At 73.1% G+C, this 21,355-nt stretch carries 21 protein-coding genes; 6 read left to right on the forward strand and 15 right to left on the reverse strand.

Features of this window, described 5'->3' with window-relative positions; all coding sequences use genetic code 11:
* Positions 1–241 precede the first annotated feature (241 nt).
* On the reverse strand, positions 242–1,081 hold the full coding sequence (locus ABT015_RS26250) for a helix-turn-helix domain-containing protein (protein WP_350883143.1): 840 nt from the start codon (positions 1,079–1,081) through the stop codon (positions 242–244).
* A 4-nt stretch (positions 1,082–1,085) separates the two neighbouring features.
* Here ABT015_RS26250 and ABT015_RS26255 point away from each other — a divergent pair, with 4 nt between their 5' ends.
* Positions 1,086–1,991 carry an NADPH-dependent F420 reductase gene (locus tag ABT015_RS26255; RefSeq protein ID WP_350883145.1) on the forward strand — a complete coding sequence of 302 codons (906 nt, stop codon included), beginning with the start codon at positions 1,086–1,088 and terminating at the stop codon, positions 1,989–1,991.
* Between the two features lie 95 nt (positions 1,992–2,086).
* On the opposite strand, the gene galK is transcribed toward ABT015_RS26255, so the two are convergent.
* On the reverse strand, positions 2,087–3,265 hold the full coding sequence (galK, locus tag ABT015_RS26260) for a galactokinase (protein ID WP_350883147.1): 1,179 nt from the start codon (positions 3,263–3,265) through the stop codon (positions 2,087–2,089).
* A complete protein-coding gene (gene galT / locus ABT015_RS26265; protein WP_350883150.1) occupies positions 3,262–4,362 on the reverse strand; it encodes a galactose-1-phosphate uridylyltransferase in 1,101 nt (366 codons plus the stop codon). The genes galK and galT overlap by 4 nt, the downstream gene beginning before the upstream one ends.
* A 168-nt stretch (positions 4,363–4,530) precedes the next feature.
* Between galT and ABT015_RS26270 the strand changes: the two genes are divergently transcribed.
* Complete coding sequence (locus ABT015_RS26270) at positions 4,531–5,355, forward strand: DeoR/GlpR family DNA-binding transcription regulator (protein ID WP_350883152.1); 825 nt, start codon at positions 4,531–4,533, stop codon at positions 5,353–5,355.
* Between the two features lie 8 nt (positions 5,356–5,363).
* Here the strand turns inward: ABT015_RS26270 and ABT015_RS26275 are convergent, their stop codons facing one another.
* The 9 genes from ABT015_RS26275 to ABT015_RS26315 form a co-directional block, all read right to left on the reverse strand.
* The gene (locus ABT015_RS26275; RefSeq protein WP_350883155.1) at positions 5,364–6,404 is read right to left on the reverse strand and encodes a LacI family DNA-binding transcriptional regulator; all 1,041 of its coding nucleotides are present in this window, start codon (positions 6,402–6,404) and stop codon (positions 5,364–5,366) included.
* A gap of 44 nt (positions 6,405–6,448) precedes the next feature.
* Positions 6,449–8,170: a glycoside hydrolase family 36 protein gene (locus ABT015_RS26280; protein ID WP_350883157.1), complete on the reverse strand. Its 1,722-nt coding sequence runs from the start codon at positions 8,168–8,170 to the stop codon at positions 6,449–6,451.
* 2 nt (positions 8,171–8,172) lie between these two features.
* The gene (locus ABT015_RS26285; RefSeq protein ID WP_350883159.1) at positions 8,173–9,003 is read right to left on the reverse strand and encodes a carbohydrate ABC transporter permease; all 831 of its coding nucleotides are present in this window, start codon (positions 9,001–9,003) and stop codon (positions 8,173–8,175) included.
* A gap of 71 nt (positions 9,004–9,074) precedes the next feature.
* A complete protein-coding gene (locus ABT015_RS26290; RefSeq protein WP_350883161.1) occupies positions 9,075–9,995 on the reverse strand; it encodes a carbohydrate ABC transporter permease in 921 nt (306 codons plus the stop codon).
* Positions 9,992–11,335 carry an ABC transporter substrate-binding protein gene (locus ABT015_RS26295; RefSeq protein WP_350883163.1) on the reverse strand — a complete coding sequence of 448 codons (1,344 nt, stop codon included), beginning with the start codon at positions 11,333–11,335 and terminating at the stop codon, positions 9,992–9,994. Before ABT015_RS26295 ends, ABT015_RS26290 begins: the two co-directional genes overlap by 4 nt.
* Positions 11,336–11,555: 220 nt before the next feature.
* A complete protein-coding gene (locus ABT015_RS26300) occupies positions 11,556–12,782 on the reverse strand; it encodes a radical SAM protein (protein WP_350883166.1) in 1,227 nt (408 codons plus the stop codon).
* A gap of 20 nt (positions 12,783–12,802) precedes the next feature.
* Positions 12,803–13,537 (reverse strand): hypothetical protein, encoded by a 735-nt coding sequence (locus ABT015_RS26305; protein ID WP_350883168.1) that lies wholly within the window; start codon positions 13,535–13,537, stop codon positions 12,803–12,805.
* Positions 13,538–13,718: 181 nt separating this feature from the next.
* Positions 13,719–13,973 (reverse strand): hypothetical protein, encoded by a 255-nt coding sequence (locus ABT015_RS26310; RefSeq protein WP_350883170.1) that lies wholly within the window; start codon positions 13,971–13,973, stop codon positions 13,719–13,721.
* A gap of 20 nt (positions 13,974–13,993) precedes the next feature.
* Positions 13,994–14,143 carry a hypothetical protein gene (locus tag ABT015_RS26315; RefSeq protein WP_350883172.1) on the reverse strand — a complete coding sequence of 50 codons (150 nt, stop codon included), beginning with the start codon at positions 14,141–14,143 and terminating at the stop codon, positions 13,994–13,996.
* A 274-nt stretch (positions 14,144–14,417) separates the two neighbouring features.
* On the opposite strand from ABT015_RS26315, the gene ABT015_RS26320 reads away from it, so the two are divergent.
* Positions 14,418–15,305 (forward strand): helix-turn-helix domain-containing protein, encoded by an 888-nt coding sequence (locus tag ABT015_RS26320; protein ID WP_350883174.1) that lies wholly within the window; start codon positions 14,418–14,420, stop codon positions 15,303–15,305.
* The gene (locus ABT015_RS26325; protein WP_350883176.1) at positions 15,292–15,501 is read left to right on the forward strand and encodes a DUF397 domain-containing protein; all 210 of its coding nucleotides are present in this window, start codon (positions 15,292–15,294) and stop codon (positions 15,499–15,501) included. Before ABT015_RS26320 ends, ABT015_RS26325 begins: the two co-directional genes overlap by 14 nt.
* A gap of 46 nt (positions 15,502–15,547) precedes the next feature.
* On the opposite strand, the gene ABT015_RS26330 is transcribed toward ABT015_RS26325, so the two are convergent.
* The 3 genes from ABT015_RS26330 to ABT015_RS26340 all read right to left on the reverse strand — a co-directional run bounded on the left by ABT015_RS26330 (position 15,548) and on the right by ABT015_RS26340 (position 18,047).
* Positions 15,548–16,144: an isochorismatase family protein gene (locus ABT015_RS26330; RefSeq protein ID WP_350883178.1), complete on the reverse strand. Its 597-nt coding sequence runs from the start codon at positions 16,142–16,144 to the stop codon at positions 15,548–15,550.
* Positions 16,145–16,401: 257 nt separating this feature from the next.
* A complete protein-coding gene (lysA, locus tag ABT015_RS26335) occupies positions 16,402–17,793 on the reverse strand; it encodes a diaminopimelate decarboxylase (protein WP_350883180.1) in 1,392 nt (463 codons plus the stop codon).
* Between the two features lie 50 nt (positions 17,794–17,843).
* Positions 17,844–18,047, reverse strand: coding sequence for a hypothetical protein (locus tag ABT015_RS26340; RefSeq protein ID WP_350883182.1), 204 nt, complete (start codon positions 18,045–18,047; stop codon positions 17,844–17,846).
* Between the two features lie 379 nt (positions 18,048–18,426).
* On the opposite strand from ABT015_RS26340, the gene kdpB reads away from it, so the two are divergent.
* Positions 18,427–20,685, forward strand: coding sequence for a potassium-transporting ATPase subunit KdpB (gene kdpB, locus ABT015_RS26345; RefSeq protein WP_350883184.1), 2,259 nt, complete (start codon positions 18,427–18,429; stop codon positions 20,683–20,685).
* Positions 20,686–20,854: 169 nt separating this feature from the next.
* The gene (locus tag ABT015_RS26350) at positions 20,855–21,343 is read left to right on the forward strand and encodes a universal stress protein (RefSeq protein ID WP_350883186.1); all 489 of its coding nucleotides are present in this window, start codon (positions 20,855–20,857) and stop codon (positions 21,341–21,343) included.
* Positions 21,344–21,355: the final 12 nt, after the last annotated feature.

A 21,355-nucleotide genomic window follows, 5' to 3' on the forward strand; every position in this document is an offset into this window, starting at 1 on the left:
CCGCCCGGTCGTCATCGACTTCATCGTCCACCAGGACGCCATGGTCTGGCCGATGGTCGCCGCGGGCACCAGCAACGACGAGATCCAGTTCGCCATGGGCGTCCGCCCCGACTTCGGCGACGATCTCGACTGATACCTGCCCGCCCCTGAACCCCGGTCGTAGGCCCTCGACCCCCGCGAGGGCCTACGACCGGTCCTCTTTCTCGCGCCCTTCAGGCGGACGGCCGTTGGAGCGGGCCGCTCAGCGGCTCGCCGACCAGGAGAGCAGGAGGCGCAGGGCGTCGTCCGACGGGGTGTGCGGGTCGGCGGTGTAGGTGACGAGCGCCTGGTCCGGGTCGTCGGCGGGGCGGAGCGTGTCGTAGGCGAGGTCGAGGGGGCCTGCGATGGGGTGGTGGAAGAGCTTGCGGCCGGAGGTCTTGTCGGCGACCGGGTGTTCGGCCCAGAGGTGGCGGAACTCCTCGCTGTGGACGCAGAGTCGGCCGACGAGTTCGGCGAGGAGGGGGTCGTGGGGGCGGCGGCCCGCCTCCAGGTGGAGGAAGGCGACGTTCTCGCGGGCGCAGGCCGTCCAGTCGCCGTAGAGCTCGCGCGAGGCCGGGTCGAGGAAGGTGCCGCGGGCGATGTTGCGCTCCTCGACCGGCAGGGCGCCGTAGTCGCCGAACAGCGCGACGGCGGCGCGGTTCCAGGCCAGGACGTCCATCCGGTGGCCCATCACCAGGGCCGGGACGTGGTCGAGCTGGTCGAGCAGCCGCAGCAGGGAGGGGCGGGGCTGCTGCGGGGCGGTGCGGCGGCGGGGCGCGCGGCGGGTGGGGCGGGCGAGGCGGTGGAGGTGGCCGGACTCGTCGGGGGCGAGTTGCAGGGCGCGGGCGACGGCGTCGAGGACGGCTTCGGAGGGGTTGCCGACGCGGCCCTGTTCGAGGCGGGTGTAGTAGTCGACGCTGACCCCGGCGAGGTGGGCGAGCTCCTCGCGGCGGAGCCCGGCGACCCGGCGGCGGCCGCCGTAGTCGGGCAGGTCGACGTCCTCGGGCCGCAGCCGGGCGCGGCGGGTGCGGAGGAACTCGCTCAGGGCACTGGTCGGGTTCATGGGGATGATTCTCACCCGGAGGCGGGCGGCCGTGCCTGGCCCTGCCGGGACCAGGCACGGCCGGCACCGGGGCGCGGCCGGTCGCGGGCTCGGTCATGGCCCCCACTCTCCCGACGGCCGCGGAACCGGGGCCAGGCTCGGCCCGGCCCTGGGTCCGGAAGAACCACCCTGCACCGGGAATCGACGGCGCCACCGGGTGGTTGGGGCAGGACGACAGACGTGTGACACTCGCGAACAGGGGTCTGACATGAAGATCGGCATCATCGGTGCGGGCAACATCGGCGGCAACCTGACCCGACGGCTGACGGCGCTCGGGCACGACGTCTCGGTGGCCAACTCGCGCGGTCCCCAGTCGCTGGCCGCCCTGGCCGAGGAGACGGGCGCGACGGCCGTGCCGGCCACCGAGGCGGCGCGCGGGGCCCAGGTCGTGGTGGTGACGGTGCCGCTGAAGAACGTGCCGGACCTGCCGGCCGGGCTGCTGGACGGCGCGGCCGCGGGCGCGGCGGTGATCGACACCGGCAACTACTACCCGCAGCAGCGCGACGGCCGGATCGACGCGATCGAGGACGACGGGCTGACCGAGAGCCGGTGGACGGAGCGGCACCTCGGCCACCCCGTGGTGAAGGCGTTCAACGGCACCTACGCGCAGGACCTGCTGGAGCGGCCGCGCCCGGAGGGCGACCCTGAGCGGATCGCCGTGCCGGTGGCGGCGGACGACGAGGCGGCCAAGCGCGTGGTCCGGGCGCTGATCGACGAGCTGGGCTTCGACACCGTGGACGCGGGCGGGATCGACGAGTCCTGGCGCCAGCAGCCGGGCACGCCGGTGTACGGGCTGCGCGCCGGGGTGGAGGCGGTCACCCGGGCGCTCGCGGAGGCTTCTCCGGAGCGCCCGGCGGACCACAAGGCGTGACCCCGGGAAGGCCCGAACCCGCGAAGGTGTGACCCCCGGGAAGGTGTGACCCCCGGAAGCCGTGACCCGCGCCGAGCCGACCTCGACGGGCCCGGTCAGCCCGTGCGGCGGGCCCCCTCGGCCGGGACGGCGGTGAGGGTGCGCGGGGCCGCGTAGCCGGCCGCGCGGAACGCGGTGGTGACGGCGGCGGCGACGGTGTCGGCGGCCGGTGCGTCGACGAGGGCGATCACCGAGCCGCCGAAGCCGCCGCCGGTCATCCGCGCGCCGTGGGCGCCGGCGGCGAGGGCGGCCTCGACGGCGAGGTCCGTCTCGGGGCAGGAGACCCGGTAGTCGTCGCGCAGCGAGGCGTGGCCGGCGGTGAGGATCGGGCCGAGCGCGGCGGGCCGGCCGGCGTCCAGGTGGGCGACGGCGGCCGTGACGCGCTCGTTCTCGGTGACCACGTGGCGCACCAGCGGCCTCAGCTCCTCCGGGAGTCGGGGCAGCGCGGTCGGCAGGGCGGCGGGCGTCAGCTCGCGCAGCGCGGGCAGCCCGAGCAGCGCGGCCGCCCGTTCGCAGCCGGCCCGCAGGGCGGCGTAGGCGCCGTCGCCGAGATCGTGCTTGACCCGGGTGTCGAGGACCAGCAGGGCGAGGCCGGCGCCGGCGAGGTCCAGCGGCACCTGCCGCATCGCCAGGTCCCGGCTGTCGAGGTGCAGGGCGGCGCCCGGGCGGCAGCACATCGAGGCCATCTGGTCCATGATCCCGCAGGGGACGCCGACGAAGTCGTTCTCGGCCCGCTGGGCGATCAGGGCGAGTTCGGGGGCGGACAGCCCCAGCCCGTACAGGTCGTCGTACGCGATCGCGACGACGCATTCCAGGGCGGCCGAGGAGGACAGCCCGGCCCCCCTGGGCACGTCGCTCTCCAGCCGGAAATCGGCGCCGCCGACGGGGTGCCCGGCCTCGCGCAGCGCCCACACCACGGCGGCCGGGAAGGCCGCCCAACCGGTCACCGAGCCCGGGGCCAGGTCCGCGACGGCCAGGTCGGCGACCACCCCGTCGCCCTGGGCGGACCAGAGCCGCAGCCGGCCGTCGTCGCGGCGCCGGGCCTGGGCGCGGACGGCCTGCGGGAGGGCGATCGGCAGCACGAACCCGAGGTTGTAGTCGGTGTGTTCGCCGATCAGGTTGACCCGGCCGGGGGCGGCCCACTCCCCCTCGGGGGCGTGGCCGTGGAGCTCTTCGAAGGAGAGCACGGGGGTGTCCACCGGAGTCTTCACGGGCGTGTTCGCGGGCGTGGTCACAGGGCTGCCTCCCGCAGCCGGCGGGCCGCGTCCTCGGGGGTGACGTCGTTGACGAAGGCGTCCATGCCGGATTCCACCCCGGCCAGGAACTTGAGCTTGTCGGCGGCGCGCCGGATGGTGAACAGCTCCAGGTGGAGGGCGAGTTCGTCCTCCTGGCCGGCGGGCGCCTGGTGCCAGGCGGAGATGTAAGGGGTGCGGCCGGCGCCGAAGAGGCGGTCGAAACGGCGCAGCAACTCCAGGTAGAGGCGCGGGAATTCGGCACGTTGCGGCTCGTCGAGGCCGGTCAGGTCGGCGACCCGGCGGTGCGGGTAGAGGTGCACCTCGTACGGCCAGCGGGCGGCGAAGGGGACGAAGGCCGTCCAGTGCTCGCCGGCGAGCACCACCCGGGCGCCGTCGGCGCGTTCGGCGGCGAGCAGGTCGTCGAAGAGGCTGCGGCCGGTGGCGGCGCGGTGTTCGGCCGCGCGCGCGGCCATCCGGGCGGTGCGCGGGGTGGTGAAGGGGAAGGCGTAGATCTGGCCGTGCGGGTGGGCGAGGGTGACGCCGATCTCGGCGCCCCGGTTCTCGAAGCAGTAGACCTGCCGGACGCCGGGGAGGGCGGCGAGTTCGGCGGTGCGGTCGGTCCAGGCGTCGAGGACGAGGCGGGCCCGCCGCTCGTCGAGGTCGGCGAAGGAGGCGTCGTGGTCGGCGGTGAAGCAGACCACCTCGCAGCGCCCGGCGCCGGGGCCGCTGACCCGCAGTCCGCCGACGCCTTCCAGCGCCGCCGGGGGGCCGGCCAGCGAGGGGAAGCGGTTCTCGAAGACGGCCACCTGGTAGTCGTCGGCGGGGATCTCGCTGTGCCGGCCGTCCCGGGAGGGGCAGAGCGGGCACTCCTCGGCGGGGGGCTGGTAGGTGCGGGCCTGGCGGTGCGCGGCGACGGTGACCCAGGCCCCGGTGGCCGGGTCGAGCCGGACCTCGGAGCCGTGGGCGGGCGGGTCGAGCGGGCGCCGGTCGACGGCGTCCCGGTGGACGGCCGCGCCGCTGTCGTAGTAGATCAGCTGTCGCCCGTCCGCGAGCGTGGTCGCGGTCTTGGCGGTGGGCTGGGTCAGGGTCCCGGCCATGGCCTTCTTCCCTCTATCCGACACGAAACAACAATATCCAACATTATCCATCAGGCCTGGCTGTCCGGAAGGGGTCCGCGCCTGCCATGATGGCGGTGACCGCGGCCCGCCGGACGGCCTGCCGGGCGAACGGTCACGCGGACCACCCCGACCCGAGGAGCACCCCCGATGGCTGACAGCGCCCAACCGCTCGCCGGACAGCGCCGCGTGCTGATCCTGGAGCGGGTCCGCGCGCGCGGCGGCGTCCGGGTGACCGAACTGGTCCGGGACCTCGGGGTGTCCGACATGACCATCCGCCGCGACCTGGACGCGCTGGCCCGCCGCGGGCTGGTGCACAAGGTGCACGGCGGGGCGGTGCGCATGGAGGCGGCGGCCAGCGGCGAGCCCGGGTTCGAGACCAAGGCCAACTGGCAGCTGCCCGCCAAGGAGGCCATCGCCCGGGCCGCCGCCGCCCTGGTGCCGCCCGGCTCGGCGGTCGGGCTGGCCGCCGGGACGACCACCTTCGCCGTCGCCCGGCAGCTGCGCGCCGTCGAGGGCCTCACCGTCGTCACCAACTCGCTGCGGATCGCGGAGCTGCTGGAGGAACCCGACGAGGACGGCACCCCCGCCACCGCGACGGTGATCCGCACCGGCGGCGTCCGCACGCCCTCCGACGCGCTGGTCGGGCCGGTCGCCGACCAGGCGATCCGCTCGCTGCACGTCAACGTGCTGGTCATGGGCTGCCACGGCCTCTCGGCCGAGGCCGGCCTGACCACCCCGAACCTGGCCGAGGCGGAGACCAACCGGACCTTCCTCCAGTCCGCCCGCCGGGTCGTCGTGGTGGCCGACCACACCAAGTGGAACGCGGTCGGCCTGGCCTCCTTCGCCACGCTGGAACAACTGGACGTGCTGGTCACCGACGACGCGCTGGCGGCCGAACACCGGGCGGCGGCAGCCCGGTTGGTCGGCGAGCTGATCGTCGCCCCGACCGGGGAGCAGGGCAACCCGGCCTGACGGGCCCGCTACGGACTCGTCCGGGAACTCGCCCGCACCACCAGCTCGGCGGCCAGCTCCAGCCCTCCCGCCGGCGGCGCCTCCCCCCGTACCTGGCCGAGCAGCCGCTCCACCAGGGCGGCGGCGATCGCCCGCAGCGGGAGCCGCACCGAGGTCAGCGCGGGGTGCAGGTGGCGGCAGAGCGGTGTGTCGTGGAAGCCGGTGACCGCCACCCCCGCCGGGTCGACCGCCAGTCCCTCCGCCCGGACGGCCTCGTAGACGTCCAGCGCCAGCAGGTCGCTGCCCGCCGCGAAGGCCGTCGGCCGCTCGGGCCCGCGCAGCAGCTCCCGCACGGCCGCGACGTCCGGCCGCGCCGCCGTCACCGCGGACAGGCCCAGCCGGGCCGCCTCGGCGAGGAAGCCCGCCCGCCGGGCGGCCATCCACGGCAGGTCCTCGGCGCGGCCGACGTACCCGATCCGGCGGTGGCCGAGCGCCGCCAGGTGCCGCACGACCACGGCCATCGCCGTGTCGTTGGCGATGTCGACCCAGTGCTGGGGCTGCCCCGGGCCGGTCCGTCCGAAGGTGACGAACGGAAGGCCGGTCCGGACGACGTGCCCGATCCGGGGGTCGTCGTCCAGCACGTCCGCCAGCACCAGTCCGTCGACCTGGCGGGCCGCCACCAGTTCGTCGATGGCCGCCGGCGGGCCGGCCGCCCCCTCGGCCGCACCCCGCCCCGGGCGGAACAGCAGCACCCGCTGCCCCCACGCCCCCGCCGCGTCGACCAGCGCCTCCAGGAAGCCGGCCATCAGCGGGTTGGGGTCGAACGGGTCGTCCACCGGGGCGAGGTAGCCGAGGGTGCGCCGGGCGCCGCTGCGCAGCGAGCGCGCCGACTGGTCGGGCTGGTAGCCGAGTTCGCGGATCGCCGCGGCCACCCGGGCCAGCGTGTCCGGGCGGACCCGCTGGGGCGCGTTGAGCGCGTTGGAGACGGTCTGCCGGGACACCCCGGCCGCGCGGGCCACCTCCTCGATGGTGGTGGCGCCGCGGCGCGGTCGGGGTGTTCCCTCGGGCATCGGAGGCTCCAGGACGGCTGCTCGGCTCTGACGGGTGCTCGGTTCTACGGACGGCGCAGGGTCAGCAGCCCGCCGCGCGGCACGGAGATGCCGCCCGCCCGGCCGAGCTCGACCTCGCCCCGCCGGACGATACGCCCTCGGGCGTCCTGCACGGTGGCCTCGGCCGTCCCGTCGCCGCCGGTGAGCCGGACGTCCGGGTCGGCGTCGGCGTTGGCGACCAGCAGGGTGCGCCAGTGCGCACCGGAGACGTCCACCGGCAGCGCGGCGTAGCGGGCCACCGCGACGGTGCCGCCCCCGACGGCGGTGACCATCGGGTAGCCGAGGTCCGGCCGGGCCGGGCGCAGTTCGCCGAGCTGCAGGGTGGCGACGTGCTCGCGGAAGACGCCGAGCCAGAAGGCGATCGCCGCGCGCTGCCCCGGGCTCTGCGCCGCGAGGTCCACGGAGACCTGCGGCACCGAGAACAGCACGTTGATCAGGTGGCAGGCGATCTGCTCGGGCGGCTCGGCCGGGTGCCACATCAGCATGTCGGCGTGGACCGGGACGGGCCCGGCGGCGAGCCGCACGTCGATGGTGCGCTGCCGGTTCTCCTGCGGGCTGAGCGGGCAGTCGGTGGCGCGGACCATGGTGACGTACGGCCACATTCCGGGGCTGACGTACGGCTGGCGGTGCTCGATCATCGCCCCCGGCTTGACCGCGGTGATCCGGCCGCGGATCGCGGCGAGCAGCCGCTCGACGCCCTCGTCCACGGTGGCGCAGTCGGCCTCGGGCCCGGGCTCCGGCGCGTCGGCGCGGGCGAACCAGTCGACGAAGTCGACCTTCAGCCCGTCCATGCCCCACTCCTCGACGGCGCGGGCGAGCCGGCCCGCCAGGAACGCGCGGACCTCGGGGTAGCGCGGGTCGGCGACGATCGCGCCCAGATGGGCGGCGTCGGCGAGCGCGTAGCGGCCGATCGCCTCGAAGGCGGCGCTGTCCTTGCCGATGAACGGCAGCGCGTACCAGAGCAGGTACTGCACGCCGAGGTCGTGGACGCGCTGGACGTGGGCGGCGGTGTCGGGCAGCGAGACCGGCTCCCAGTCGCCGCAGTGCGCGTAGCCGCGGGTGCGGTCGGCGGTCATCCAGCCGTCGTCGACGATGATGACGTCCATGCCGAGCTCCTTGCCGAGCGCGGCCTGGGTCTCGACGGCCTTCGGCGAGACGTCCTGGTGCATCGAGTACCAGGTGGAGTAGGCGGGGCGGCGGGCGGCCTCGGGGATGGCGGGGATGTCGGCCGCGCGGCCCGCCCACCACCAGGCGGCGAGGTCGGCCAGGCAGCGCGCGAAGTGCCGGCGGGAGGTGTCGATGCGGACGGTCAGCCGGCCGGCGGCCTGGGCCCAGAAGCGGAACTCGCCGGTCTCCTCCAGCACTCCGGCACCGGTCAGGACGTCGACGCGCTCGGCGGCGAAGGCGCAGATCGCGAGGTCGCCGGTGCCGATCAGGGCGGCGATCGGGGCGCCGTCGGCCAGGCCGGTGCGACGTGGGGCGCTCCACGCGGCGGGCAGCCGGCCGGTGCCGCGCGGCTCGGGTGTCCAGAACGCGGTGGCGTCCACGCACGGCACCCGCCACTCGATCCGGACGTCGCCCTCCCCCTCGGCGGTCACCTCGACGATTCCGTCGCCCGCCCCGCGGGCGGTCGCGTTCCCGCTGACCCGCAGGTCCAGGCCCTCGGCGTGGAGCGGACGCAGGCCGCCGGCGACGGCGGGGGCGTGCGGTTCCCAGATCTCGGTCATGTTCAGCCCTTCGTGGCGCCGGCCAGCAGGCCGGAGATGAACTGCCGTTGGAGGACCAGGAAGAGGACCATCATCGGCAGGGTGGACAGCGCGGTGCCGGAGAGGATCGCGCCGTAGTCGGTGTTGCTCTTGTTGCCGTGCAGGGTCGCGAGGGCGACCGGCAGGGTGTGCATCCCGGGGCTGCGCAGAGCGATCAGCGGCCAGACGAACTGGTTCCAGGAGCCGAGGAAGAGGAAGATCGAGAGGGCTGCCAGCACGGGCCTCATGACCGGCACCACCACGCTGAACAGCACCCGGAACTCGCCCGCGCCGTCGACCCGGGCGGCGTCCAGGAGTTCGTCCGGCAGGCTGCTCAGCGACTGCCGCATCAGGAAGACGGCGAAGGGCACGCACAGGCCGGGCAGGATCAGCGCCTGGTAGGTGTCCAGCAGGCCGAAGTTCGTCATCATCTTGAACAGCGGCACCAGCATGACCTGTTCGGGCACCACGAGGGTGGAGAACAGCAGCGCGAACAGCAGGGTCCGGCCGCGGAAGCGGAACTTGGCGAAGGCGTAGCCCGCGAGCAGCGCCACGACGAGGGCGCCCAGCGTCTGGACCCCCGCCACCAGCAGGGAGTTCCCGACCACCCTGAGCAGGCCGATCTTCTGCTCCAGGTGGCTCAGGTTCTCGCCGAGGCTCCCGCCGGGCAGCAGCTTGGGCGGCCAGTCGAAGACCTCGGTGTCCTTGCGGGTGGAGGAGACCACCAGCCAGTAGAAGGGGGCGATCGACAGCCCGGTGACGCCGGCGAGGAGGAAGGTCAGCGGCCAGCCGCGCAGCTTCCCGAGGGGGTTCACGCGCCCGGCGGCCTCGCTCCGGGGGGTACCGCTCCGGGGGGTATCGCTCTTGGAGGTATCGCTTGGGGAGGTCACTTGTCGCGCTCTCCCATCAGGCGCATCTGGACGGCGCCGAGCACCGTCACGAGCAGGGTGAGGGCGTAGGCGACGGCGGAGGCGTAGCCGAAGTCGTAGTACCGGAAGCCGTTCTGGTACAGGTACATGGAGACGGTCAGGGTGGCGTTGTCCGGCCCGCCGCCGGTCAGCACGTACGGCTCGTCGAAGAGCTGGAGCGTGCCGATGGTCGAGAGCACGACCGTGAACAGCAGCACCGGGCGCAGCGCAGGGACGGTGACGGAGGTGAAGCGGCGGATCGGTCCGGCGCCGTCGACCATCGCGGCCTCGTACAACTCCCGTGGAATGGACTGGAGTCCGGCGAGGTAGATGACGGCGTTGTATCCGGTGTAGTGCCAGGTGAGCACCACGACGACGGCCATCCGGGCCCAGACGGGCTGGCCCAGCCAGTCGACGGAGGGCAGGCCGACGGCGTTCAGCACCCGGTTGACCGCGCCGTCGTCGGTCTTGAGCAGGTAGGCGAAGATCACGCCGGTGGCGACCAGGCCGGTGACGGAGGGCATGAAGACGCCGAGCCGCCACACCGTGCGCCAGCGCACCAGCGCGGAGTTGATGCCGACGGCCATCAGCAGGGCCAGCCCGAGCATCAGCGGGACCTGAATGACGAGGATCTCGCCGGTGTTGGACAGGGCCGTCCAGAACAGCGGATCGTCCAGCAGGCGACGGTAGTTGGCGAGGCCGGCGTCGCGGGTGGCCGCGCCGGAGCCGGTGGTGAAGGACAGCAGCAGCGACTCGACGACCGGGTAGGCCTTGAACACGCCGAAGGTCAGCAGGGCGGGGGCCAGCAGCAGGTACGGTACGGCGGCGCGCCGCAGGCGGGACCGGCGCGGCGCTGCGGACCTCCCGGCGAGGGCGGCGGGCGGGCTGGCGGCACTCATGCGGTACCGCGCCCGGTCTGCTGGGCGAGCTGCTTGGCGGCGTCCTGGAGGACGGCGGCCGGGTCGGCGCCCTTGAGGAGGACCTTGACCTGGGCGTCGCTGACGAGCTTGAGGGCGCGGGCGTAGTCACCGGAGTAGTTGGTGGGGTAGCCGCCCTCGGTGGCGAGGTCGGCGAAGGTCCTGAGCACCGGCTGCCCGCCGTAGTAGGCGCTCGGTTCGGCGTACAGCGGGTCGGTGTAGGCCTCGGTGAGGGCCGGGAAGACGCCGCCCGCGTTGAACATGGCGTTCACCGAGGCCGGGCGGGTGACCGCGTACTCGACGAACTTCCAGGCGGCGCGGCGGCGCGGGCTGGAGGCGGCGACGGCCAGGTGGGTGGAGTTGACCAGCGCGGTGCGCTTGCCGCCGGGGGTGACCGCCGGGGGCTTGGTGAGACGCCAGTTGCCGCTCTGGTCGGGGATCTTCTTCTCCAGGTAGTGCGCGACCCAGGCGGGCATCGCGGCCACCGCGAGCTTGCCGGCCTTCATCACGGGCGGCCAGCTCTGGACGCCGGGGGTGTCGCCGATCAGCCCGGCCTCGTCCAGCCGCTTGACGATGGTCAGGGCGCGCACGGCGGGCTCCGAGCCGACGGTGATCCTGCCCTGGAGGTCGAAGTAGAAGGCGCCCTGCAACTGCATCAGGCCCTGGACGAAGTCCAGGTCGGGGGTGGGGTTGGCGGCCCTGTTGATGCCGATCAGGGCGACGCCGGGGTTGGCGGCCTTGAAACGGTCGGCCACGGCGAGCAGGTCGTCCCAGGTGGCGAAGGACTCGGGGTCGATGCCCGCCTTGTCGAAGTAGTCCTTGCGGTAGAAGAAGCCGAGCGGGTTGACCTCCCAGGGCAGCGCGTAGGCGTGGCCGTCCTTGCCGCTGACGACGGGCCACAGGCCCTTGGCGAACTTGTCCTTGTGCGCGTCGGCGCCGAGCGCGGAGAGGTCGGCCAGGCCGCCGGGGAACTTCTCCTGGTATCCGGGCAGGTAGTCGCAGCCGATGTGCAGCACGTCGCCGAGACCCTGGCCGCCGGCCGCCAGGCCGACGGTGATCTTGTCCCAGATGGCCGGTTCGCCGATGTCCTGGACGTCGACCGTGATCCCCGGGTTGTCCTTCTGGAAGGCCGGGACGATCCCGCGCAGGGCTTCGGCGGCCGTGGCCCAGGACCAGACGGTGATGTTGCCGGTGTCGGCGTCCCCGCCCGAGGCGCCCCCGGAGCCGGAGTCGCCGCAGGCTGCGAGCGTGCCGCCGGCGGTCAGGGCCAGCAGGCCCGCTCCTGAGGCTCGGAGCAGATCACGACGGGAAAGGTGTGACATTGCATTCCTCTCTGAGGGGTGGCGAGGAAGGGTTGAAACAGGAAGGGTGGTGGGTGAGGCGGGAGGGGGGCCTTGAAGGGTTTTGAATGGTTTTGAACGTTCAAATACACAAAACAGATCAGAACCAAACAGGTTCGAACGAGCGGGTCACAGCAAACGCCCACCCTCCCCGCGCCGTCAAGACCTGGGCGCGGAGAGGGTGGGCTCCGAAACCGTTCTGTTATCCCAGGGCCGCGTCCGGAGCGCCGAACACGGTCCCCGGGGTGACCGGGATCCCCCGCGCCATGGCCTCGAAGTCCAGGATCGGATGGGTCAGGATCTCCTCGACCTCGTCGGACAGGAGGTTGCCCAGGATGAACTCCTCCTCCGCGCCCGACCCGAAGGTGACCACCTGCCCGCTCGACTGGATCATCCAGTTCAGCAGCTCCCGCTCGCTGCTCTCCGCGAGGTGGATCTCCCGGCCGGGGTGGTCGCGCCGGATCCCGTCGACGACCGCGCGGACCTCCTCCACCGCCACACCGAGCCTGCGCACCGTGGCCGGCGAGGCCCGCCGTCCCCACCACTGGAAGATCACCCACTGGGCGACCGACGGGTGGGACAGCACCTCCGCCGCCAGCTCCGGCAGTTGGTGGAGGTTCTCGGCACTCGCCACGGTGTGCACCCGCACCCGGTCGAAGCCCTCGGCGTCGCACAGGGCGAGGGACTCCAGCAACGCGTCGAGGAGCCTGTCGTCCGGGCTCCGGCGGAAGGCCCGTTGCACCTCCGGCGTGACGGCGTCCAGCGGCAGCCGCAGCGAGGACAGGCCGTGGAGCCGGGAGAGCTTCTCGGCGGTGAGCGTGTAGCCGGTGGTGTCGAGGCCGACCTTGAGACCACTGGCGACGGCGTCGTCGACCACGTCGAAGATCGGCGGCCACAGCAGCGGGTCACCTCCGGCCAGGACCAGGTCGGTGGTCCCGTGCGCGGCCAGCTTCCCGACGATCCGCCTGGCCTGGCCGAGGTCGATCTGCTCCGCCGCGAACGGGTTGTAGCAGCCCTGGCAGGACATCGGACAGCGGTTGTTGATCGACCAGTTGACCCGCCGGACGCGGCGGCCGGTACGCGGCTGGTCGGCCCTCCCGCGGATCCCGGCCACGAGCCGGGCCAGGCGGACGGCCTGCGGGAGGGTGGCGCCGGCGAGCAGTTCCCCGGCCCGCTCGACGCCGGCCGCGGTGGCGTTGTTCTGGAGCAGGAGGAAGGCCAGGCGCCACCGCATGGCCTCGTCCCCCGGGTCCTGACCCAGGGCCTGTTCGACCCGCTCGGTCAGGGCGCCGAGGTAGCCGGGGGTGAAGTTGGCGGGTTCCAGGCGCCGTTGGAACGCGTCGGCGATCGACCCGCGCTCCAGGGCCCGGTCGTAGCCGGCCCGCAACGGGTGCGGGGGCAGGATCTCCACGTGCTGCCGGGTGGGCATTCGGTGTTCTCCGGTACGGGTCAGTTCGGGGCGGACGGCAGCATGACGACCATCGAGTCGGCGGACGACAGGCCCATGCCCTCGACGAAGACCGCGTCGCGGACGAGCTGCGCGATGGCGGGGTGGGTGGGGGCGGCGAGGTAGCGGGCGGTGGATTCGAGCGGGGCGATGTCGTGCTTGGCGATCAAGGTGCGCAGCGAACCCGGCAGGTCGTCGAGGCCCTCGCGCATGTCCTCCAGGTCGAACCGGTCGGCCAGCCGCATCGCCGCCCTGCGGGCCTTGGCGAGGTTGGTCGTCGGGTCCAGGACGGTCGCCTTGGCCAGGTAGTAGGGGACGGGCTGCATCATCCAGGCCAGCGCCGCGCGCGGGTCGTCCTCGTCGTGGCCGGGATAGTCGAAGGCCTCCGGCCCGAGCCCGAGGCCGTCGCAGAACCACTCGGGCCGCATGCTGATCCGGTAGTGGGCGTGGCCGGCCAGCCGGAACGCCGGGAGCCTGGCTATGACGGACGTCGTCTCGATCCGGAACGTGTCGGAGATCCGCCGCATCGTCCGCCCCAGCACGGCCCGGACCTCCGGCACGTCGGCCCCGTCGGCCACGACGTGGATCAGGTCGAGGTTGGAGACGATGTCGCCGGCGGGCCCGGTGCGGTGCTCGCCTCGGGCCAACGAGCCGGTCGCCGCCACCGACATGTCGGTCACGTCCGCGAACTCGCGGGCCAGCTCCTGGAACAGCAGGGGGACGTCTTCGGGTCTCACGCGCTTCCTCGGGTGTCGGCTACGGAGGTGGAGTCGACGCCCTCTCTTCCAATGCCGCTCACATCATGGAGAGTTGGCGTTCAGATGGGCACCCTAACAGCGACCCGCCACACATGGTCGTGTTTGCACCACATATCTCACACATCACAGCTGACGGACCGACACAAGCGGTCCAGGCCAGTCACTCAGGCGCCGCCCGCCGCAGGTAGATCGGATGGGCATCCAGCCCGACGAACGCGACCGCCCCCACCGCGCCGAAGTGGTACAGCCGGTGGGCGATCCCCCCGGCGGCCCAGGGCCCGAACTGACCGGCCAGGCAAGCGGCCTGGTCGGCGTCCAGCGGGAGCACGGCGAGGCCGCCCCGGAGGACGTCAAGGGCATCGAAGAGACTCGCAAAGCTGGTGGGCTCGGTGAAGCCCACGATCTCGACGGTCACGGAGAAGGGAAGACCGTCGCTCACCGCACGCCCCCGATCTGCGCCCGGACGACCCGGACGATGCCAGTCGGCCGGTCGGCGAGGCGGTCACGGACCAGCCGCCGGACGGCGGGAACGGATTTGCGGTGCCGGGGCAGCCGGCACGAGCACTTCTCCAACGTTCCGGGCATGGCGGAACCTCCTCCGGTGTGGCTCGCAGTAGGCGACGTCGGCCAGAAAGAGGCATGGAAATACCCGGGTGGCCGACCGTCAGATCGCTGTGGGCGAGCAGTCGGACTACTGCCCGTAGTTTGCCCAAAACGCTCCGCAATCTGCAAGGCTTCATTTTGGGGCATTCGAATGGTGTAACTCGTTCGGTTGACTTTCATTGCGAAGCGGGCGCACGGGTGCTTTCATTTCGAGCGCTGACGGTGCTTCATACTGGAAGCCAGGAAGGGGAAGGCCGTGCCGGAAGGGCCCACTGGATCAACGGTGCCGCGCAGGCAACTCGGGCGGTACCTGCGTGATCTGCGCAACCGATCGCGACTCACGGTGCGGGCAGCGGCTCGCAGCCTGGAGTGGTCGGAAGCGAAGATGTGGCGCATCGAGAGCGGTCACACGTCCTTGCGAAGCCTCGATGTCGAGGCCATGTGCAAGGTCTACGGCGCACCGGCCGAACTGACCGAAGCCCTGATGGGGCTGGCGAAGGAGACCAAAGCTCGGGGTTGGTGGCACGCCTACGGGGATGTGATCCCGGAGGGGTTCGACCTCTTCATCGGGTTGGAAGAAGCGGCTTCGAAGATCGCTTGGTATGAGAGCGAGTTGGTTCCCGGTCTGCTGCAGACCGAGGACTACTCACGCGTGATCATGCGAGCGCACAACCCTCACGAAGTCGACGACGAGATCGAGCGACGAGTCCATCTCCGTTCGGCTCGCCAGGTGCTTCTCACCAGGGTCACCGATCCACCGGTCTTCGACGTCGCACTCAACGAGGCGGTACTGCGACGACCCGTCGGGGGCGGCAAAGTCATGGCTGGGCAGCTCGCCCACCTGCTGGAGGTGAGCGAGCTGCCCAACGTCACCATCAAGGTGGTCCCGTTCGACGCGGGCCTGCACCTGGGCGTCTTGTCAGGCCCGTTCGGAATTCTGCGCTTCCCGCTCAACGGCGACGGTTCCGAGACGGAGCCGCCGACCGTCTATGCGGACGGATTCACCGGCGACCTGTATCTGGACAAGCCCAACGAAGTGGAACGCTACGACGCCGCGTTCACGAACATCTGGGAGACAGCGCTCAGTGAGCAGGCGTCGAAGCAGCTGATCTCCGAAGTGGCAGGAAGTTATGGACACGGTTGATCTGACAGGAGCGGTGTGGTTCAAGTCCACCCGCAGCAACGGACAATCCGCTTGCGTTGAGGTCGCGATCCTCAGCGACGGCATCGTCCCCGTTCGAGACTCCAAGGACCCCGGCGGCCCGGCGCTCGTCTTCCCGGCCGACGCCTGGACGGCGTTCGTCGCCGCCCTCAAGGGCGGCGAAATCCCGAACGCCTGAACACACCTGCGCGAGAAGTCGGCCAGGCCGACTTCTCGCGCAAACCTCATCCGGCCAGCACGACCGGCGTGCCCGTCAGATCCACGCCCGCCTGCCGGAGTTCGCCGAGGGCGGTGACCGTGGTGTCGGTGGCCACGCCCGCCGTGTAGTCCAGCAGCACCCTGGTCGCGAACCCGGCCTTCACGGCGTCCAGCGCCGTCGCCTTCACGCAGTGGTCGGTGGCGATCCCGACCACGTCCACCGCCTCCACGCCCTGGCCGCGCAGCCAGTCGGCGAGCCGGGTGCCGTCCGCCGCGAAACCCTCGAACCCGCTCTTGGACGCCGAGTGCGCGCCCTTGAAGAACACCTCGTCCACCGCGCCCGCGTCGACGGCGGGCGCGAAGGACGGGTGGAACTCGCCGCCCTCGCTGCCGACCACGCAGTGCACCGGGAAGGACTCCCGGAAGTCCGGCTGCGCGGAGAAGTGCGGGCCCGGGTCGATGTGGTGGTCCCGGGTCGCGACCACCCGCGCCCAGCCCGCCCGCTCCGGGCCCTGGACCAGCTCGGCGATCGCCCGGGCCCGGTCGGCGCCCCCGCCGACCGGGACGCTCCCTCCCTCGCAGAAGTCCTTCTGCACATCCACCACGATCAGCGCGCGAGCCATCGACCGGCCTTTCCTCGGGGGTACGGGATTTCGCGGCCAGCTTGACGCCTTCGAGGTGCGTGGACGAAGCAACCCGGGCTGCCGTTCACCCGGACGGGCCCCGGCGCGGCGATCGGCGCATCCCGGCCGCGCCGCCAGGCCAGGTCCGCGAGCCGCACGTCGAGCCCCGAGCCCCGAACCCCGAACCCCGAGGCCCTGTCCGGCCAGGAGCCGCGCGAGAAGTCGACGGGGCCGACCTCTCGCGCGACGGCGTTCGGCTACCGGCCGACCTCGCGGAGGCGGAAGTCCTCCACCGTCTCCCGGCGGATCAGCAGGCGGGCCCGGCCGTCCTTCACGGCGGCCACCGCCGGGCGGCCGACCAGGTTGTAGCCGGAGGCCATCGACAACTGGTACGCCCCGGCCGCCGGGACGGCCAGCAGGTCCCCCGCGCGCAGGTCGGCGGGGAGCACGGCGTCGCGGACCAGCACGTCGCCGGCCTCGCAGTGCCGGCCCACCACGTCCACCCGGGCCGCGCCCGCCTCCGAGCGGCGGCCCACCAGGCGGACGCTGTACGCCGATCCGTACAGCGCCGGGCGCGGGTTGTCGCTCATCCCGCCGTCCACGGCGGCGAAGCAGTGGCCGTCCGCGGTGTGCTTCACCGACAGCACCCGGTACACGGCGACGGCGGCCGGGCCGGCCAACGCGCGGCCGGGCTCGACGATCAGCCGCGGCACCTCCAGGCCCGCCTCGGCGCAGCGCACCGCCAGCCGGTCGGTCACCCGGACGGCGAAGTCGGCGACGTCGAACTCGGCGTCCCCCGGCAGGTAGCGGATGCCGTGGCCGCCGCCGAGGTCCAGTTCGGGCAGTTCCACGCCGTGCTGCTCCCGGATCTCCGCGAGCAGCCGCACCAGCGCGTCCACCGCCTGGAGGTAGGGCTCGACCTCGGTGATCTGCGAGCCCAGGTGGCAGTGCAGGCCGGCCAGTTCGAGCCCGGGCTGGTCGAGCACCCGGGCGATCGCGTCGGCCGCGTCGCCGCCCTCGATCGGGAAGCCGAACTTCTGCCCGCCCACTCCCGTCTGGACCGCCGTGTGGTGTCCGGCGGCGATCCCCGGGACGACCCGGACGAGTACCCGCTGCGGGGTGTCGGCGGCCACCAGGGCGGCCAGCCGGGCGATCTCCGCCGGTCCGTCGATCACGATCCGCCCGACCCGCAGCCGCCGGGCCAGCCGCAGTTCCTCCGGGGACTTGGCGTTGCCGTGCAGCAGGATCCGCTGCGCCGGGAAGCCGGCCGAGGCGGCCAGCCACAGCTCGCCGGAGGAGCAGACGTCCAGGCCCAGGCCCTCCTCGGCCGCCCAGTCGGCCATCGCGCTGCACAGGAACGCCTTGGCGGCGTACAGCACCTCGGCGTGCGGCAGCGCCCGCCGGTACGCCCGGGCGCGGCCCCGCACCTCGGCCTCGTCCAGGACGTACAGCGGGGTGCCGAACCGCTCGGCCGCCTCCGCCAGCCCCACCCCGCCGACCAGCACGTCGCCGCCGGGGCCGGGCCGCGCCGAGGCCGGCCAGGGGCCGCCGAGCGCGTCGACGGCCGGGGCGCCGGGTCGGGCGGTGGAGGTGCCGGTGGAGGGTGCGGGGGCGGCGGAGGGGACGGACGGGGCGGTCAGCTGCGTCATGGCGGTACTCCTACGGGGCGGGGCGGGGTTGCGGCACGCGGTGGGCGGGGTCAGTCCTCGAACTGCATCGCGATCCGGCAGTGCGCCGGGCGGCCGCGGTCGTGGCCGACTGTGGTCGCGGGCGCCGGTTCGGGCGGCTCGGGGCTGTCCTGAAGCTCCTGTCGCTCCTGTCGGTCCTGCCGGACGCCGGCAGGCAACAGGCGGACCAGGCGGCGCGGCGACTGGTCGACGGCGGTGGCGATCGTGCTGCTCACGGGAGGCTCCTCGGGCTCGGGCGGGCCGCCGTGGTGCGGCCCTCGGTTCCAGTGGATGCCCACCGGACGCCGATCGCACCGGGCCTTGACGCGTGGCCTACGCTCCGCCGTGCGTCCTTGACGCCTTCCTGACATCCGCCGCCCCGGCCCTCACCCGTACAGCCGAACGCGCCCCCGAACGTCCGTACGAGCCTCCGAACGCCCGCCCGGTCCGGATGTCAGGGAGCCGTCAAGGACGGCCGCCCACACGCCAAACCCGCGTCAAGAGGCGCGTGGCGGGCGCGGATCCGGTGGTGGGCTGGCCGCCGTCCCCGCCGCCACCGAGTCCGCCGCCCCGTTGCCCCGCAGCCCGGGGCGGCCCGGAAGGTCTTCCGAGACGATGCGCCGTTCGGCCCTCACTCCCCCGGACACCACCACGCCCCGAACCGACTGGTTCCGCCGCCCGGAGGGCGTCCGCGAGCAACCCCCGCACGACCGACCGCACGACCGACCGGACGACCGGTCGCACCAACCGCAGCACCACCCGAGCCACCACCCGAGCCACCGGCCGAGCCACCGACCGACCGGCCCGGACGGCGGCCGCCGCCGGCTCATCACCCGCCGCCAGCTCACCGAGGCCCTGCCCGCCGCCGTCCGCAAGCTCCACCCGCGCACCATGATGCGCAACCCGGTGATGCTCGTGGTGGAGACCGGCTCCGCGCTCACCACGCTCAGCGCGGTGATCCACCCGAGCGTGTTCGCCTGGGTGATCGGCTTCTGGCTCTGGCTGACCGTGCTGTTCGCCAACCTCGCCGAGGCCGTCGCCGAGAGCCGGGGCAAGGCGCAGGCCGATTCGCTGCGCCGCACCCAGGCCGGGACGACCGCCCGGCGGCTGCTGCACTGGCGGGTCGGCGCCCGCGACCACCGCCACGAGGTGATCCCCGCCGAGCAGTTGATGCTGCACGACGTGGTGCTGGTGCCGGCCGGCGAGGTCGTGCCGCAGGACGGCGAGGTGGTCGAGGGGGTGGCCTCCGTCGACGAGTCGGCGATCACCGGGGAGTCCGCGCCGGTGATCCGCGAGTCCGGCGGTGACCGCACCGGCGTCACCGGCGGCACCAGGGTGCTCTCCGACCACCTGGTCGTCCGGGTCACCTCCCGGCCCGGGCAGAGCTTCGTCGACCGCATGATCGCCCTGGTCGAGGGCGCCAACCGGCAGAAGACCCCGAACGAGATCGCGCTCAACATCCTGCTCGCCTCGCTCACCATCGTCTTCCTGCTCTCGGTGGTCTCGCTCCAGCCGATGGCGATCTACGCGCACGCGCCGCAGACCACCGTGGTGCTGGTCGCCCTGATGGTCGCGCTCATCCCGACCACCATCGGCGCGCTGCTGTCCGCGATCGGCATCGCCGGGATGGACCGGCTGGTCCAGCGCAACGTCGTCGCCCTCTCCGGCCGGGCCGTCGAGGCCGCCGGGGACGTCGACGTGCTGCTGCTCGACAAGACCGGCACCATCACCCACGGCAACCGCCGGGCCGTCGCACTGCACCCGCTGCCCGGTGCGAGCACCGAACAGCTCGCCGAGGCAGCCCAGTTGGCCTCCGTCGCGGACGAGACCCCGGAGGGGCGCTCACTCGTCGAACTGACGAACCGCCAGTACTGGGTGCCGCCCCGCGCCCCCGGCGAACTCGGCGAGCAGCGGCCCGTCCCGTTCACCGCGCACAGCCGGATGAGCGGCGTCGACCTGACCTGGCCCGACGGGGCGAACTGCCTGATCCGCAAGGGCGCCGCCGGCGCCGTCGCCCGCTGGGTGGTGGACTCCGGCGGGCGGATGCCGATGGAGGCCAAGCCGCTGGTGGACCGGATCGCCGAGGCCGGCGGCACCCCGCTGCTGGTAGCCGTCCACGACCGGCACGGCGCCCGCGCGCTGGGCGTGGTCGAACTCAAGGACGTGGTGAAGGAGGGCATCGCCGAGCGCTTCGCCGAGCTGCGCAGGATGGGCATCCGCACCGTCATGGTCACCGGCGACAACCCGCTCACCGCCCGCGCCATCGCCGCCGAGGCCGGGGTGGACGACTTCCTCGCCGAGGCCACCCCCGAGGACAAGCTCGCCCACCTGCGCCGCGAGCAGGCCGCCGGGAACATTGTCGCGATGACCGGCGACGGCACCAACGACGCCCCCGCGCTCGCCCAGGCCGACGTCGGCGTCGCGATGAACTCCGGCACCCCGGCCGCCAAGGAGGCCGGCAACATGGTCGACCTCGACTCCAACCCGGCGAAGCTGATCGACATCATCCGGGTCGGCAAGCAACTCCTCATCACCCGGGGCGCGTTGACCACCTTCTCGATCACCAACGACGTGGCCAAGTTCTTCGCGATCATCCCCGCCATGTTCGCGAACGCCTACCCCGGGCTGCACCACCTCAACATCATGGAACTGCACAGCCCGACCTCGGCGATCGCCTCCGCGATCATCTTCAACGCACTGATCATCGTCGCCCTGATCCCGCTCGCCCTGCGCGGCGTCCGCTACCAGCCCGCCTCCGCCACCGACCTGCTCCGCCGCAACCTGCGGGTGTACGGGCTGGGCGGGCTGATCCTGCCGTTCCTCGGCATCAAGGCGATCGACCTGCTGATCCAGTTCGTGCCGGGCCTCGGCTGAGGCGCACGGCGCGACGGAGCTGTCAGAAGGCCGTCAAGAAGTGTGCGACCGGCGTCATGGAGCCATCAGCGGCGGTACGGACGGCCCGGTTCCGGGGTTCACTGGAATCATCCGAACCAAGGAGTACGGAACCGGGAGTACCCGACCGGAGAAACGGAGGCGAACGGCCATGACCGGGACCACCCGAGTGATCGTCGGCCTGAGCGGATCACTGAGCAGTCTGGCCGCCCTCTACCACGCCGTCGGCGAGGCGGCCCGCAGCGAGGCCGTGCTGGTGCCGGTGGCCGCGTGGAACGCGGGCGAACGCGACGGCCTGCGCCCGCTGTCCGAACTGGAGCACGCCGCCCGACGGCGGCTGGACATCGCCTTCGAGCAGGCCTACGGCGGCTATCCGGCCGGACTGGTCATCCACCCGCTGGTGGTCAGGGCCGAGCCCGGGCCGGCCCTGGTCGGCGCCGTCACCGGGCCGGAGGACCTGCTGGTCCTCGGCGCCGCCACCCGCCGCCGGTTCGACCGGCTGCGGCACGGCTCGGTGGCCCGGCACTGCCGCCACCGCGCGGGCTGCCGGGTGGTCGAGGTCTCGCCCTCCGCGCTGCTGACCCGGCTCGAACTCCCCGCCCGCACCGGGGCACCGCTCCCGCTGCTCGGGCGTGCCTGACAGCACGTCCCC

It is taken from the genome of Kitasatospora sp. NPDC094016, assembly GCF_040304045.1.
Lineage (GTDB): Bacteria > Actinomycetota > Actinomycetes > Streptomycetales > Streptomycetaceae > Kitasatospora.

Coding starts and splice junctions, on each gene's coding strand:
- ABT015_RS26250 (WP_350883143.1), bottom strand. CDS start 1,081: ATGAACCCGACCAGTGCCCTGAGCGAGTTCCTCCGCACCCGCCGCGCC.
- ABT015_RS26255 (WP_350883145.1), top strand. CDS start 1,086: ATGATTCTCACCCGGAGGCGGGCGGCCGTGCCTGGCCCTGCCGGGACC.
- galT (WP_350883150.1), bottom strand. CDS start 4,362: ATGGCCGGGACCCTGACCCAGCCCACCGCCAAGACCGCGACCACGCTC.
- ABT015_RS26270 (WP_350883152.1), top strand. CDS start 4,531: ATGGCTGACAGCGCCCAACCGCTCGCCGGACAGCGCCGCGTGCTGATC.
- ABT015_RS26275 (WP_350883155.1), bottom strand. CDS start 6,404: ATGCCCGAGGGAACACCCCGACCGCGCCGCGGCGCCACCACCATCGAG.
- ABT015_RS26280 (WP_350883157.1), bottom strand. CDS start 8,170: ATGACCGAGATCTGGGAACCGCACGCCCCCGCCGTCGCCGGCGGCCTG.
- ABT015_RS26290 (WP_350883161.1), bottom strand. CDS start 9,995: ATGAGTGCCGCCAGCCCGCCCGCCGCCCTCGCCGGGAGGTCCGCAGCG.
- ABT015_RS26295 (WP_350883163.1), bottom strand. CDS start 11,335: ATGTCACACCTTTCCCGTCGTGATCTGCTCCGAGCCTCAGGAGCGGGC.
- ABT015_RS26300 (WP_350883166.1), bottom strand. CDS start 12,782: ATGCCCACCCGGCAGCACGTGGAGATCCTGCCCCCGCACCCGTTGCGG.
- ABT015_RS26315 (WP_350883172.1), bottom strand. CDS start 14,143: ATGCCCGGAACGTTGGAGAAGTGCTCGTGCCGGCTGCCCCGGCACCGC.
- ABT015_RS26325 (WP_350883176.1), top strand. CDS start 15,292: ATGGACACGGTTGATCTGACAGGAGCGGTGTGGTTCAAGTCCACCCGC.
- ABT015_RS26330 (WP_350883178.1), bottom strand. CDS start 16,144: ATGGCTCGCGCGCTGATCGTGGTGGATGTGCAGAAGGACTTCTGCGAG.
- lysA (WP_350883180.1), bottom strand. CDS start 17,793: ATGACGCAGCTGACCGCCCCGTCCGTCCCCTCCGCCGCCCCCGCACCC.
- kdpB (WP_350883184.1), top strand. CDS start 18,427: ATGCGCCGTTCGGCCCTCACTCCCCCGGACACCACCACGCCCCGAACC.
- ABT015_RS26350 (WP_350883186.1), top strand. CDS start 20,855: ATGACCGGGACCACCCGAGTGATCGTCGGCCTGAGCGGATCACTGAGC.